The following is a 14828-nucleotide window of genomic DNA, read 5'->3' on the forward strand; positions in this document are numbered from 1 at the left end:
CATATAATTAATAAATTATATTTTTGTATAACGTAAACTATATCTGCTCGGAGTTGCAAATTAAAATTGAATGCTTATTTCGCGGCATTGCCGCTCGGGTAAACGCTTTGTTCGAACAATCAACTCTGCCGTATGCACGTCCGATCATCCATTAGCGGTCGACAGTTCCCATGATTTTACACTGGCAAATGCCCGCTCATCCGCGTCAGCGACATCAAACTTCGGCCTCCATCGCCACACATGCGCGCGCCGCTCGCGTTTCTCCAGAAGAAGTCGAGCGTCAAGTCAGTACAATGATGTCGACCGCTGCTTCGCTGCTCCGGATGTTTTTACCGGCCTGTCCGTTGCCAGTTGCACAGATCCGAATCTGCAATAATAGAGCCTTGGAGGCGTAATGGCTAACGAAGAAAAAATTCATCGGAACAAGTTGTCCGATAAGACATATATTAGTCCACGGGTTTACGTGGACGCGCATGAGGCGGTGCGGCTGGCCTCAAAGGTGATCGACTCAGACGGACTTCACTATGCGACAGTGAAGAAGGAGGTGGTGCTGCGGCGCACGGAAAGAGGTCGCACTGAGATCATCGCCAAGTTTCTGGAATCGACAAGAGAGTTGCGTGTCGTGACCATTCAGGCCTTCAATGGCCAGACAGGTGTGCCGCATAAAACGCATTTCTCATTTGTCGGGGAAGAGATTCAGAAGCTGCTAACATTCTTTGAGAATATCGCGTCGATCGAGTTTCCGTCCCAGGATAAGATTAATATCACCGACGCAGAACTTAGACGTCTTGTCTTATCGAGGGAGCAAGCAGTCAGCCTGATTCACGATAACCAGGACGTCTTCTCTGAGGTCATCCGCCAGGAGATTACGAAAGAAGATGTTGTCGCTCTTGGCTATCGCAAGCGGCAAGTCGCTATATTCGAGAGGTTACTTGGCGAGCCGGCCTACTTCGACCATGTGAAGTCGGCCAAAGGTTTGAAAGGAGACGAAGCCTTATGGCAAGCGTTCTTTGAACGGAATCGGTGGATATTCGGCTATGGCCTTAGCTACTTCTTTGTCACAGGGTTCGACAATCGGAAGCTGGAACAGGTCGTTGAAGGGCATGACCTGATCAACTACGGAAAGCGGGCCGATGGCCTGATGAAGACGAGAGGCATTGTCAGTTCGCTCTGTTTCGTAGAGATCAAGACCCATACCACAAAGTTGCTCGATTCCACACCCTATCGGCCCGGATGTTGGGCTCCGTCGAAGGAACTGTCCGGCGCCGTTGCGCAGGTCCAAGCCACCGTGGCCTCCGCGATGAGGAGCCTGAGCGAATACATCCGCCCCACGGATGCACATGGCGATCCCACGGGCGAAGAGGTGTTCAATTTCAAGCCACGATCCTTCATCGTCGTGGGCTCCCTCGGTGAATTCAACACCGAGCAGGGCGTGAATAAGGATAAGCTTCGATCGTTCGAGCTTTACCGGAACAGCATGACGTCTATTGACATACTGACTTTTGACGAGCTGTTCGAACGGTGCAGCTTCATCGTTCGATCCGAGGATGGGCGTACATCGGGCGAAACGTCCCAACCTGGTACGGAAGATGGGTCCTGACTGCGGGTCGCTGACGCTTGGAGCTGGATTTAGCCATTTATTTGCGCGGCGATACATTCGCCGCCAACTTTGTCTAGGGCGTTGAGTGGCACCGTGCGCAGCACATCCAGCGCATGGCGCTTATCGTCGAGCTTCTTGAGCTTTGCCGCAGGCTCGCCACCTTGTCCGCTGATTCGGATTCCGGGGCTATCCCATCCCGCCAGTCGCTACCGTATTGAGTCGAGACTTGGAGCGTCGACGCGAGGCCAGCGATAATCTCGAGGCACGACTTACACTGAAGATCGAGGCGCTCGCGCTCATGGTGCCCCCTGATGTGGCCAACTGCATCCCAAATTGCCAAGTCGATTCGAGACGGGCTCCCTTCAAGCAAGTAGTCTTCTGGCGTCTCGGAGCCGCGAAAAAGCTTTCAGAGTCTCGGCAATGGAGTAGCCTCTCTTAACCGATGTCCGAAGCGACTGGGAGGCCGCCATTAGCTAACCAAGAGTTCGAATGACAGGAAGGGGTGGTGGATTCAGCCGGTGGAAGCTGTAGAAAACGAACGTTTCCAGTGAGCAACTTCTTTACGTCGGGAAGTCGGAAGAGACGGAGCAGCAGTCGCTTCTGTATCGAACTGTGCTCTTGCCGCGAGTGAAGCCAATTCATTCGAACTGTTTCGAATGATCGCGTCCCGAGGCCGATCGACGGCCGCGTCGATTAGCTTTTCCTTCCGCATCTGCGCATGCGATGGCGCGGCGCACGCGAGCGAAGTTGCGTACCTATGCCTAACGGCTAACGTTCGCGCAAGCCGCAAATATTGGGCGTCAGCGATGGTCTAATAGGCAATGTCCAATGATGATCGCGCGTGCATCGCGCGCGCGAATGGACACAACATAACCGCTAGGCCCTATCGAAACATTGTTTTCATCGGGGCAAAAACAAAGGAGGAATCTCAACCACAAAAAACGCAGCAGTAAACGAGCGCGGGCCGCAAGTGCTACCAACACTCACGACCCGCTAACCAAAGCCAACTTTCAAGGAGTTGCCCATGGCTAATCCGAATCATAAAGCACGACCACCGAAGACGGAACGTTTCGTCACGATCCAGGAAATGTGGGGTACCCCGAAAACCGACATCAAGCCGGAGAAGTTCTACCCCTACATGAAGATTGGTGGAATGTGGCTGATTGAAGATGCGTGTTTTGTACCCGGCCAGAAGGCGCGAATCGATATTGAGCCTGGCAGGCTGATCATCACGAAACTGTAAAAGGCAACGCCGCAAGACGCGGCCGCGCTGCGCGACGTCGCGCAGCGCGCCAGGCAACGCAGGGTAGCCGCTATCAGCCGCTCCAATGCATCACCAGGCGATATTGCACGACGACCGCGACGTTCCGGCGCCACCTGTAGCCGTGCAATGCGTACCGGCTCCATTGTCATAGAACGTCCGTGTCTCCGGTTGCGGCACTGACGGATCAAACGGATTCGGCGTACCGTGCGGCCCGTGCGCGGCATCGTAAGTCCGCGTCGGCGCATACGAGCCGCCGCCACCGACAGGTCGCGATCCATTCGCCCGCAGGTATTCGTTCCAGTTCTGCGCGCGCTGTTCGTATCCGGGCAAAGCGCGCCCGAGGCTGTCGCGCCCGCCGGCGCCGAGCGCAACGCGATTCGCGGGCAATACGAAATCGGATTCGTGTACGGACGGAGTGTGTGATTCGAGCTTATCGCCTGACACACGCACCGGCCGCGTATCAGGCGTATCGAACGGGCTGCGTTCAGCCGGCGCGGCGTACTTTACGCGCCGGGTTGCGCGAGCCGAGCGCCCATCGTCGCGAGCCACGGCCTGATGTTCCGAACGAAACACGTTGGCACCGCCCGAGCGATCGACCAGCGAATCGCGGCCCGAGGCGTCGACGGTAGAAACAGAAAGCGCACAAGCAAGCGCGGCAGCGGAAGAAAGGCGGAAGGGATGATTCATATGCGATCCGAAGCAGGTGATGTGCATTGAAAAAACGGCAGATCACTGGCTGGCGAGACTGAACGACGGACGGGCGTTGAAGCGGCCCTGACGCGACGGCGAAGCGCGTCGGGTGCGGTTCGCGGGGGAGGCTGGCTGGATTGCAGAGGCGAGTTCGCATTATTTCACAAAAATAACAACGAGCTTTCGTTAACCCCGTAAACGTCAGCATATGGAAGGATTGACCGATCCAACGCGCCGCCCCGCGTTGGTACGCGCCGACGTAATCCTCAGTCGATTGATTTAAAAAGCTCGACCCTAATAAACAACAAAATCGCACGATCCACAACCACAAATCGCCGCAAAGCCCCACCCATCAAGGCACAACCCCACAACCCCACCCAAAATCGCAACCCAATTGCACCCACCGCAAACGTTCTCCACCCATCCGAGTTGCTCCCAAATCGCCACCTCACCCCCGCCCAGTTTCTCCGTGTTTTCCCTCATAGAAGCGGCATTTTTGACAGACGATTTAAAAACCCCCATATAATTTCGACTGCCTTGCCAACGGCTGTCGGACCATCCCTCCGAACAAGCAGTTGGCAAGCGGGGCAGGCGAAACGCTTGCGCAATGCAAGACGCATCACGATGTCTTTCCGAACCAGACGTCCCCCTTGGGGGACTGCAAGAGCCGGGCCCCGCTACGCAACATTTATCCGCAGGTCCGTCTTCATGTGTCTCGGGCGTGTCCCATGTCCTCGCCCCGGGTGCTGTTCGATTGCGCAAGTCATGCCGCCTTTGCCCGTATGACTAAACAACATCGAGGAGCTCCCAGATGACGCTGTCCCGTCTTACGTCCATTTCCGTCGCCGCCGTGCTGTTCGCCGCCGGCGCCGCCGCCGCGCAAGCGGAAACCGTGAAGATCGCCATCGCTGGTCCGATGAGCGGCTCGGTCGCCCAATACGGCGACATGGTGAAGGCCGGCGCGCTGACCGCGATCGAACAGATCAACGCGGCAGGCGGCGCGGGCGGCAACAAGTTCGAAGTCGTGCAGATGGACGACGCATGCGAACCGAAGCAGGCCGTCGCCGTCGCCAACAAGATCGTCAGCCAGAAGATCAAGTACGTGATCGGCCACGTGTGCTCGGGTTCGACGATCCCCGCCTCCGACATCTACGAGAACGAAGGCATCGTGATGGTCACGCCGTCGGCCACCGCGCCGCAGCTGACGGAAGGCAAGAAGCGCCACTTCATCTTCCGCACGATCGGCCGTGACGACCAGCAAGGCCCGGCCGCCGCGCACTACATCATCAACAACGTGAAGCCGAAGAAGGTCGCGATCCTGCACGACAAGCAGTCGTACGGCCAGGGCATCGCGTCGTCGGTGAAGAAGGACCTCGAAGGCGCGAAGATCCCGGTCGTGCTGTTCGAAGGCATCAACGCCGGCGATTCGGACTACTCGGCGATCATCACGAAGCTGAAGTCGCAAGGCGTCGACTTCGTCTACTTCGGCGGCTACCACCCGGAAATGGGCCTGCTGATGCGCCAGGCGCGCGAGCAGGGCGTGAAGGCGACGTTCATGGGCCCTGAAGGCGTGGGCAACAAGGACGTGACGGCGATCGCCGGCCCGGCTTCGGAAGGCATGCTCGTCACGCTGCCGGCCGACTTCTCGGCCGATCCGGCCAACGCGGCGCTCGTGAAGGCGTTCGCGGACAAGAAGCGCGACCCGAACGGCCCGTTCCAGATGCCGTCGTACGCAGCGGTGAAGATCATCGCCGACGCGATCGCCGGCGCGAAGACGACCGACCCGACGAAGGTCGCCGCGTACATGCACAAGACGACGTTCGACACGCCGATCGGCAAGGTCGCGTATGACGCCCAGGGCGACCTGAAGGCGTTCAAGTTCGTCGTCTACACGTGGCACAAGGACGCGACGAAGACCGCCGCCAAGTAATCCGGCGTACCCGCCCGCACGCCCGCCCTGTCCGAGACCCGGACGGGGCGGGTGTGCATTCGCGCCGCGCATGACCGCATTGCGCGGCCGACGGGCGGCCCGAGACGACACCGTGCGTTGCGCGCGGCCGAACGCCGTGATCCGGCGACGGCACGCGACCCAGCGCCAACGGGAGCTTCCCGCACATGACTGACTTCTTTCCTCAATTCGCCCAGCAGCTGGTCAACGGCCTGACGCTGGGTGCGATCTATGCGCTGATCGCCATCGGCTACTCGATGGTCTACGGCATCATCGGCATGATCAACTTCGCCCACGGCGAGATCTACATGATCGGCGCATACGTGGGCCTCGTGACCCTCACCGCCATCGGCATCTCCGCCGGCTATCCGCTGCCGCTCGTGCTCGGCGCCGCGCTGATCGTGTCGGTGCTCGTCACCGGCCTGTACGGCTTCGCGGTCGAGCGTGTCGCGTATCGCCCGCTGCGCGGCGGTCCGCGCCTCGTGCCGCTGATCTCTGCGATCGGCATGTCGATCTTCCTGCAGAACTACGTGCAGATCGGCCAGGGCGCGCGCGACGTGTCCGTGCCGGTGCTGATCTCCGGCGCATTCGACATCCATCTCGGCGGCGACTACGACGTGACGATTCCGTATGCGCGTCTGCTGATCGTCTGCGTGACGATCGTGCTGATGATCGCGCTCACGCTGTTCATCTCGCATTCGCGGATGGGCCGTGCGTGCCGCGCGTGCGCCGAAGACATGAAGATGGCGAACCTGCTCGGCATCGACACGAACCGCGTGATCTCGTTCACGTTCGTGCTCGGCGCGATGCTGGCGGCCGTCGGCGGCGTGCTGATCGGGCTGACGATCGGCAAGCTGAACCCGTACATCGGCTTCGTCGCGGGCATCAAGGCGTTCACCGCCGCGGTGCTGGGCGGGATCGGCAGCATCCCGGGCGCGATGCTCGGCGGCGTGCTGCTGGGCCTCGCCGAAACCTTCGCCGCAGGCTACATGCCGGCCGAGTACAAGGACGTGGTCGCGTTCGGCCTGCTTGTGCTGATCCTGCTCTTCCGCCCGACCGGCCTGCTCGGCAAGTCGGACATCGAAAAGGTCTGAGGGAGACGCAGATGAGTCAAGTCATTTCCGTTCGCCGCCCGGCCGCCGACGCGTCGGTCGGCCAGGCGCTGAAGAATGCCGCGGCCGCCGCACTGCTGACGGCGATCCTCACGATTCCAGTGCTCGGCCTGCAGCTGAAGCTCGACGGCTATCAGGTGGTGCTCACGCCGCACTGGCGTCCGGTGTGGATCGCGGTCGCGGCCGTGTTCCTGTTCCAGTTGTTCAAGCCGTGGCTCGTGCGCGCGAAATCGGCGGTGAAGCTGCCGGCGATGCCCGCGATGGGCGCGCAGCAGCAGCGCGCGATCATCTGGGTGCTGCTCGCGGTCGGCCTCGTGTGGCCGTTCTTCGGTTCGCGCGGTGCAGTGGACGTCGCGACGCTCGCGCTGATCTACGTGATCCTCGGCCTCGGGCTGAACATCGTGGTCGGTTTCGCGGGGCTGCTGGATCTCGGCTATGTCGGGTTCTACGCGGTCGGCGGCTATACGTACGCGATGCTGAACCAGTATTTCGGGCTGTCGTTCTGGGAGTGCCTGCCGATCGCGGCGATCGCCGCGGCGACGTTCGGCTTCCTGCTCGGCTTCCCGGTGCTGCGCCTGCGCGGCGACTATCTCGCGATCGTCACGCTCGGCTTCGGCGAAATCATCCGCCTGCTCGCGAACAACCTGACGAGCCTCACGGGCGGCCCGGACGGCATCTCGAGCATTCCGAAACCGACGGTGTTCGGCTTCGAGATGGCGCGCTCGGCGAGCGTCGAAGGCGCGAAGACGTTCCATGAACTGATCGGGCTGGAATACAGCGGCGAGCACATGGTGATCTTCCTGTACCTGATCGCGCTGGTGCTGGTCGGCTTCACGCTGTTCGTGACGAGCCGCCTGATTCGCATGCCGATGGGCCGCGCGTGGGAAGCGCTGCGCGACGACGAGATCGCCTGCCGTTCGCTGGGTCTCAACCCGACGCGCATCAAGCTGTCGGCGTTCACGCTCGGCGCGGCGTTCGCGGGCATCGGCGGCGCGTTCTTCGCGGCGCGTCAGGGCCTCGTGAATCCTGAATCGTTCACCTTCATCGAGTCGGCGCTGATCCTCGCGATCGTCGTGCTCGGCGGGATGGGCTCGCAGCTCGGCGTGATCCTCGCGGCGATCCTGCTGACCGTGCTGCCGGAAGTCGCGCGCGGCTTCGCCGAGTACCGGATGCTGATCTTCGGCCTGGTGATGGTGTTGATGATGATGTGGCGTCCGCAGGGCCTGCTGCCCGCGAGCCGTCCCCACGTGGAGCTGCCGCAATGAGCGCGAACGCAGAACTGTTGAAGGTCGCCGGGCTGCAGATGCGCTTCGGCGGGTTGCTCGCGGTGGACGGCATCGATTTCGACGTGCGCTGCAACGAGGTGTTCGCGATCATCGGGCCGAACGGTGCGGGCAAGACCACGGTGTTCAACTGCGTCGGCGGCTTCTACAAGCCGACCGGCGGCGACGTCGTGCTCGACGGCCACGCGATCGCCGGGCTGCCGAGCCACCAGATCGCGTTGAAGGGCCTCGTGCGCACGTTCCAGAACATCCGCCTGTTCAAGTCGCTGACGGTCGTCGAGAACCTGCTCGTCGCGCAGCACCGCAAGGTGAAGTCGGGGCTGTTGCCGGGCCTGTTCTCGACGCCCGCGTATCGTCGCGCCGAGAAGGAAGCGCTCGAACGCGCGGCCGTGTGGCTCGACCGGATGGGGCTGAAGTCGGTCGCCAACCGGCAGGCGGGCACGCTGTCGTACGGGCACCAGCGGCGCCTGGAGATCGCGCGCTGCATGATCACCGAGCCGCGCCTGTTGATGCTGGACGAACCGGCGGCCGGTCTCAACCCGCAGGAAAAGATCGAGCTGCAGCACCTGATCGACAAGCTGCGCCACGAGTTCGGCGTATCGGTGCTGCTGATCGAGCACGACATGAGCCTCGTGATGGGCGTGTCGGACCGCATCCTCGTGATGGAGCACGGCCGGCCGATCGTGATCGGCACGCCGGAAGCGGTCCGCAACGACCCGCGCGTGATCAAGGCGTATCTGGGGGAAGAGTGATGCTGAAGCTGGAACAGGTCCATACGCACTATGGCGCGGTCGAGGCGCTCGCGGGCGTGTCGATCGAGGTGAAGAAGGGCGAGATCGTCACGCTGATCGGCAGCAACGGCGCCGGCAAGACGACGCTGATGATGACCGTGTGCGGCACGCCGCGCGCGTCGTCGGGCCGCGTGCTGTTCGAGGGCAACGACATCACCGCGATGTCGACGCACCAGATCATGCGGCAGGGGATGGCGATCTCGCCGGAAGGGCGGCGCGTGTTCCCGAGCCTGACTGTGCTCGAGAACCTGAAGATGGGTGGCTTCTTCGCGAGCCGTCATGAAATCGACGACGGTATCGAGCACGTGTTCAAGCTGTTTCCGCGCCTGAAGGAACGCGCGGCGCAGCGGGCCGGCACGATGTCGGGCGGCGAGCAGCAGATGCTGGCGATCGGCCGCGCGCTGATGAGCAAGCCGCGCCTGCTGCTGCTCGACGAGCCGACGCTCGGCCTCGCACCGCTCGTGATCGCGCAGATCTTCGACATCATCCGGACGATTCGTGACGAGGGTGTCACGGTGTTCCTCGTCGAGCAGAACGCGAACAAGGCGCTGGGTGTGGCCGATCGCGGCTATGTGCTCGAAACGGGGCGCGTGGTGCTCGCCGACACGGGCGCGAACCTGCTCGCGAACGACCGGATCAAGCAGGCGTATCTCGGCGGTTGATGGAGAAAGCCGCCGGCCTGCAACGGGCCGGCGGTCTACGGGAATGGTGTAGCCGATTCTGCTTCGATCGTAGCAATTTCGACTACACCTGGCGAAGCACTCGGATCGACGCAAAATCACTACGACGACGCGAAACACCTCTATCAGCAGCGGTTCGGCCTCGACCTGCTGATGACTCTTCTACCCTAGCTGATCCTGAACGTGCTTTTCAGCACGTCGCGCAAATGCAGCGCGGCGCGATTGCTGTCGTCCGTGAGAATCGTGATCAGGTGCGGCGGCAGATCGGGCAGCGCGATCCCCGCGACGTTGCTCGTCAGGTTGCCGGACACGCGGTCGTGCTCGATGATGCCGACCGCGAGGCCATTCGCGATGCACGCTTCGACCGCCGGCGAGCTCGCGCTCTCGAGCAGCATCCGGTGCGCGATCTTCGCCTTCTTCAGCGCGTTCAGCGCTGTGTCGCGGTACGGACATCCCTGCAGCTGCACGGCGATCGGCAGCGGCGCGTCGGGATTGAACTTGAAGGTGCGCGCGGCGACCCACACCGGATGGGTCTTGCTGAGCAGTTCCGCGTGCGGCAGCGCTTTCGGCACGACGGCAATCGTGATGTCGAGCTGGCCGCGGGAAAACAGCTGCTGCAGTTCCTCGCTGGAGCGCGCTTCGACGGTCAGTTCGAGCAACGGCCGGTCGGCGGCGAAGCGCGGCAGGAATTCCGCCATGAAATGCGCGGCATACGAATCGGGGATGCCGAGCCGCAACTTGCCGGTCAGGATCTGCGGCGACAGCGATTCGACCAGGCGGTCGTGGCTCGACAGGAACTCGGTGGTGTCGCCGAGCAGCTTGTGCCCGAACTGCGTGAGCTCGACGGCCTGGTTGTTTCGCGTAAACAGCCGCTGCGCGACCATCTCCTCGAGCTTCTGGATCTGTGCCGTGACCGACGACGGGCTGCGATTCACATACGCGGCCGCGTCCTTGAAGCGGCCGAGCTTCGCGACGGCGTGGAAGGTACGCAGCAGGTCGACGTCCAGGGTGCGCGGCATGATTTTGATTTTCCGAATCAGTGATTCAGGTAATGTCGATTGACGGAATTATTGCGCCTCCCTATCCTCGGGTCAACAGGCGGACGACGGCAGGCATTCGATCGAGCGTGACACGTATCCCGGGGAACGATTCATGTCTATCAATGATTTTGTAGTGGATGCATTGGTGCGGGACAGGAAGCTGAAGGCGGAGTCGGTATGGACGGTCGAGAATCACGAGAAGTATTCGACGTTGCAGCGCACGGACGATGCCGCGCGGCAACGCGAGGCGGGGCGTGAAGTCTTCTCCTTGATGCGGAACCTGAACGAATTGGGGGTTCGGAGTCCTGCATTATGTGCGGATCGCAATGGAAAAGGATCGTTGCGGGAAGCGATCGGTGCGTTGAGCGAGCGTCTCGCCACGTTGTCGCGCGGCCGCCATGTTCACTACATCGAACTCGGGCCCGAGCCGGTCAAGACGACCGAACTGATGAAGGGCGTCAGCGGCGGCGGGCCGGATCATCTGCGCTACACGGCGGTCGACATCAACGAGTCGTCGGAACACGCGATGCGCGACGCGATCATGCCGTTCCTGAAGACGCCCGGCTGTTTCAACTACATCGCCGACGATTACCGGAACGTGCAGTGGAACCACATCGATCTGGGCCAGGACATGACCTTCATCACGATGCTCGGGTTCCAGGAAGGCAACGAGTTGCCGGTGACGATCGGCCGGCTGATCCGCAATCTCGGCGGCAAGTCGACCTACGTGGTGTCGGAGATGCAGCTGTTCGTGGAAGGCCGCGAAGCGCACATCTACGACTTCTACCGCAACGAGAACATGGTGCGGTTCTCCGAAGTCGTCAGCCGGCAGCAGGGCTTCGAGCCGCACGGCGAGCATGACGTGTCGATCGTCCGGCTGAACCTGCTGGGCGATCAGTTCCACGTCGCGGTTACGCTGCAGCCTGTGTCGAAGGCGGGCGTCCACGGGCATCTGATCACCAACGTCTGCCTGAAATACACGCCCGAGCAATTCCGCCACGTGCGCAGCAGTCACGGCAACTGCCGGGTGATCGACGAGCTGCGCAGCGGGGACGGCAGCGTCGTGTACCAGATTGCGCAGTTCAAGGGCTAGCGCCCCGGGGCCGCAACGACGAGAGCGAGGCACGCGATGAACAAGGGAAATGCACTGCCGGTGTTTGCGCGCGGGTTCGATCGGGTGAGGCTTGCGCTGCGGACCTCGCTGGCCGGCGACGCGAATGTCGTGGACGACACGGTTACCGTTGCGGAACGGATGCGCTGGACGAGCAGCTTCCTGCGCGACGGCTATCAGGTGCGGTATCGCCGCAACCTCGACGATCTCGGCTATCGCGACGTGCCGATGCGCGGCACGCGGTCGAACGCGCTCAACGCGGTGTGCAGCCTGCGCGGGTTGTTCTCCGACGAAGCGGTTCACGCATTGCGCGAGATCGGCCGCACGCTGGAACGCAGCGCGTCGCACAGCAACTGGATCATCTCGAAGCGGGTGCGTGCGGTGACGAACCGCTCGCGCTTCATCGACGCGATGATGCACGACCGCGCGTTCCTGCTGCGGCTGTCGCGTCTGGCCGGCGCGCCGTTGATCCCGTATCCGATGATCAATGCGCGCTCGCAGTTCAACTATTACTACCCGACGCGCGAGCGCGACGACAAGGAGCAGGTCGGCATGTGGCACACCGACGGCACCAGTTTCGTGCTGAACATCGTGCTGTCGGATCGATCCGAATACGAGGGTGGAAACTTTCTGTTCTACGAATCGACTGCCGAGACGTTCGATCGGCACGATCGCGAACGCGCGCATGTGAAGACGGCGGATTTGAGCCAGGCGGGCGACGCGCTGCTGATCTACGGCAGCAAGCTGTTTCACGGCGTCGAACCGGTCGAGGCAGGGCGGCGCATGTCGCTGGTGCTGTCGTTTCATTGCCCGTACACGCGCGAGGACGACAACGGCTTCTGGCATCTCGCGTCGGACGACGGCATCCCGCGCACGGTCGTCAACTGGCTTGCACTGCAACGCAGCCTCCGCGACGAAGCCGCGATGCAGTACCTTCGCATCGGTCTCGAACCGATCCGGTTCGAAGACCTGGGCGACGCGCGCACATCCACAGCCACGTTCTGAGGAGCGACGTTCCGATGCAGCTCTTCCTGATCCAGCTCGTTTTCGTGTTGTCGTGGAGTTCCGGCTTCATCGGCGCCAAGCTCGGCGCGGAGACGGCCGGTGCGTTCAACCTGCTGTTCTGGCGTTTTCTGCTCGTCACGCTCTGTCTGGCGATCGTCCTCAACAGGCGGCTCGGGCGCCTGACGCTGGAGAAGATCCGCTATCACGCGGTGATCGGCTTTCTGTCGCAGTTTCTCTACCTGGCCTGCGTCTACGTCGCGATCCAGCATGGGCTGCCGCCGGGCATCGCGGCGATCGTCGCGGCGTTGCAGCCGCTCATCACGGCGGCGATGACGACGTTCGAAGGCAGCGAGCGCAGCGGCGCGCGCCAGTGGGCCGGGCTCGTGCTCGGATTCATCGGCGTCGGCATCGTGATCGGCGGGCAATACGCGCTGCCGACCGAATCGGTCGGCATCGTCATGTACATGCTGCCGCTGGTGTCCGCGCTGGGGCTGTCGATCGCGACGATCTATCAGCGGCGGCGCGCGCTCACGACGGCGCGCAGCAACGAGGACGGGTTGTTTCTGCCGCTGTTCGTGCAGGGGTGCGTGAGCCTCGTGCTGTTCGCGGCATGCGGGCTCGTCACCGGCGATCTGCATGTGCCGACGCAGCCGAACGTCTGGTTGTCCGTCGTGTGGCTGACGGTGTTCTCGACGTTCATGGCTTACCTGACGTTATGGGCGCTGCTCAAGCGCATGCCCGCGACGCGCGTGGCGACGCTCGTCTATCTCGAACCGCCCGTGACGCTGACCTGGGCCGCGTGGATGTTCGGCGACCGGATTCCGGTGACGACCTATCTCGGCATCGTCGTCGTCGCGCTCGGCGTGTGGCTCGCCAGCAAGCACGGCGAACGGTTCGGCCGGACGCGTCGGCCAGGCATGGAAGCGGCCCGCGGCAGCGAGCCGGACGCCGGGTTCACGCGTGCAACGCCAGACCCTTCACGGCTTTATCCACGGCCTTCTTCGGCCCGTGCAATGCAAGGCCGACCAGATCGAGATTCGTCGCGTCCCCGGCGCGAAACGCTTCGCGATTGGCCGCGTCGTGCCCGGTCGAGAACATCGCGCGCACGTACGGCACGATCCTGACTTCGCGCGACAGCGCGTGCCGATGCGCGGCCTGCAGGCCGTCGAGATCGGCCGCGAACACCAGCATCGGCTGGCCGAACATGCGGCCGTAGCGATTCCCGGCCGCATCCTCGTAAGGCTCGCCGAGCGCTTCCGGCGCGCCGGCCGCGACGCCCGTCGCGAGAAATGCGACCACGTTGAGTTTCTGCCACGCCGCGAGATCGTCGCGCACGATCAATGCCACTTTCGTATCGAACATGAGTGCTCCTCGTTGAAGCGCTCATGATCGGATAGCCGGCGCGATCAGTCTGGAACGTTTGTGCACATCCGCCGATAGGCGGCCGGCGTCATCCGGTATGCGCGGCGGAACCAGCGGCCGAGGTGACTCTGGTCGGCGAAGCCGACGTCCGCGGCGGCCTGCGCCGGCGTGCGGCCCGCCGCGAGCAGCCGGCGCGCCGCGCGCAGGCGCAGGCGAACGAGGTACGCGTGCGGCGACGTCCCGTATGCGCGCTGGAACTGCCGCGTGAGCCGGAAGCGGTCGGTGCCGGCCAACTCGGCGAGTTCGTCGAGGCCGAGGTTGCCGTCCAGATGCGCGTGCAGCAGGTCGCGCACGCGCACGATCGCCGGCGGCACGGTGCGCGTGCTCGTGTCGGCGCTTGCCGCGACCGAATCGCGCAACTGACCGCCGAGGCGCGTGAGCAGACGGTCGAGCGTCTGGTCGCGCGCGAGCTTGCCTTCGTTGCCGTGGATCGCGAGAAACGCGTGGCGGATCGCGTCGACGAGGCGGCGATCGTCGACGAGCGTATGGCCGAACGCGGCTTCGACGCCGCTCAGGCCGGGAAGATCGATTCGGCGTGCCGCACGTTCGACCCACGCCTGCGGCAGGTACAGCATCGAGTAGGTGAAGCCGCCGGCTTCCGGCGCATGGCCGTCGTGCAGCGCGCCCGGCTCGATCAGGATCGCGCGGCCCGGCACGCTCGTATGCAGCGACCGATGACACTGGAAACGCTGTACGCCTTGTTCCGTGAAGCCGATCAGCATGTCGTCGTGATCGTGCGGATCGTACGCATGCCCGCTGAAATGCGCACGCAGGCTTTCGATCCCCGTTTCCGGATCGCGGTGCGCGACGAGCCAGTGTTCGTTCGTGCCGCTGTCGTTTGCCGCGCTCGCCATCGCTTGCCTCGCTGCCCGTGGTCGTTGC

13 protein-coding genes and 1 pseudogene are annotated in these 14828 nt (G+C 62.7%); 10 read left to right on the plus strand and 4 right to left on the minus strand.

The genetic code is table 11. The features are described from left to right. Positions 1-394: 394 nt before the first annotated feature. Both U4012_RS11545 and U4012_RS11550 read left to right on the plus strand, forming a co-directional pair. Entirely contained in the window at positions 395-1600 is a 1206-nt protein-coding gene (locus U4012_RS11545; protein WP_321798568.1) for a Shedu immune nuclease family protein, read from the plus strand. Between the two features lie 1024 nt (positions 1601-2624). Further along, positions 2625-2843, plus strand: a complete 219-nt coding sequence (locus U4012_RS11550; protein ID WP_321798571.1) for a hypothetical protein — start codon at positions 2625-2627, stop codon at positions 2841-2843. 90 nt (positions 2844-2933) lie between these two features. Here the strand turns inward: U4012_RS11550 and U4012_RS11555 are convergent, their stop codons facing one another. Next, positions 2934-3551: a hypothetical protein gene (locus U4012_RS11555; protein ID WP_321798574.1), complete on the minus strand. Its 618-nt coding sequence runs from the start codon at positions 3549-3551 to the stop codon at positions 2934-2936. A gap of 814 nt (positions 3552-4365) precedes the next feature. Here U4012_RS11555 and U4012_RS11560 point away from each other — a divergent pair. The 5 genes from U4012_RS11560 (at position 4366) to U4012_RS11580 (ending at position 9350) form a co-directional block, all read left to right on the plus strand. Beyond that, positions 4366-5484, plus strand: coding sequence for a branched-chain amino acid ABC transporter substrate-binding protein (locus U4012_RS11560; protein ID WP_044846845.1), 1119 nt, complete (start codon positions 4366-4368; stop codon positions 5482-5484). Positions 5485-5669: 185 nt separating this feature from the next. Next, positions 5670-6596 (plus strand): high-affinity branched-chain amino acid ABC transporter permease LivH, encoded by a 927-nt coding sequence (gene livH / locus U4012_RS11565; protein WP_321798579.1) that lies wholly within the window; start codon positions 5670-5672, stop codon positions 6594-6596. Positions 6597-6607: 11 nt separating this feature from the next. Then, a complete protein-coding gene (locus tag U4012_RS11570; RefSeq protein WP_044846847.1) occupies positions 6608-7879 on the plus strand; it encodes a high-affinity branched-chain amino acid ABC transporter permease LivM in 1272 nt (423 codons plus the stop codon). Further along, positions 7876-8649, plus strand: coding sequence for a high-affinity branched-chain amino acid ABC transporter ATP-binding protein LivG (gene livG, locus U4012_RS11575; protein ID WP_321798582.1), 774 nt, complete (start codon positions 7876-7878; stop codon positions 8647-8649). Before U4012_RS11570 ends, livG begins: the two co-directional genes overlap by 4 nt. Beyond that, positions 8649-9350 carry an ABC transporter ATP-binding protein gene (locus U4012_RS11580; RefSeq protein ID WP_044846849.1) on the plus strand — a complete coding sequence of 234 codons (702 nt, stop codon included), beginning with the start codon at positions 8649-8651 and terminating at the stop codon, positions 9348-9350. Before livG ends, U4012_RS11580 begins: the two co-directional genes overlap by 1 nt. A 185-nt stretch (positions 9351-9535) precedes the next feature. On the opposite strand, the gene U4012_RS11585 is transcribed toward U4012_RS11580, so the two are convergent. After that, positions 9536-10387 carry a LysR substrate-binding domain-containing protein gene (locus tag U4012_RS11585; RefSeq protein ID WP_124485249.1) on the minus strand — a complete coding sequence of 284 codons (852 nt, stop codon included), beginning with the start codon at positions 10385-10387 and terminating at the stop codon, positions 9536-9538. Between the two features lie 133 nt (positions 10388-10520). Between U4012_RS11585 and U4012_RS11590 the strand changes: the two genes are divergently transcribed. From U4012_RS11590 to U4012_RS11600, 3 genes and pseudogenes are all read left to right on the plus strand, one after another. Beyond that, positions 10521-11501, plus strand: coding sequence for a hypothetical protein (locus U4012_RS11590; protein WP_044846851.1), 981 nt, complete (start codon positions 10521-10523; stop codon positions 11499-11501). A gap of 36 nt (positions 11502-11537) precedes the next feature. Further along, positions 11538-12524 (plus strand): 2OG-Fe(II) oxygenase, encoded by a 987-nt coding sequence (locus U4012_RS11595; protein WP_321798586.1) that lies wholly within the window; start codon positions 11538-11540, stop codon positions 12522-12524. 14 nt (positions 12525-12538) lie between these two features. Further along, positions 12539-13342 (plus strand): annotated as a pseudogene (locus U4012_RS11600) (DMT family transporter); the annotation flags it as partial. Positions 13343-13478: 136 nt separating this feature from the next. Here U4012_RS11600 and U4012_RS11605 read toward each other — a convergent pair. Both U4012_RS11605 and U4012_RS11610 read right to left on the minus strand, forming a co-directional pair. Continuing rightward, complete coding sequence (locus U4012_RS11605; RefSeq protein WP_082088634.1) at positions 13479-13886, minus strand: DUF2000 domain-containing protein; 408 nt, start codon at positions 13884-13886, stop codon at positions 13479-13481. A 44-nt stretch (positions 13887-13930) separates the two neighbouring features. Next, a complete protein-coding gene (locus U4012_RS11610; protein WP_321798589.1) occupies positions 13931-14800 on the minus strand; it encodes an AraC family transcriptional regulator in 870 nt (289 codons plus the stop codon). Between the last annotated feature and the right edge of the window lie 28 nt (positions 14801-14828).

Origin of the sequence: Burkholderia sp. BCC1988, from assembly GCF_905339895.1 — a bacterium.
Classification (GTDB): Bacteria; Pseudomonadota; Gammaproteobacteria; order Burkholderiales; family Burkholderiaceae; genus Burkholderia.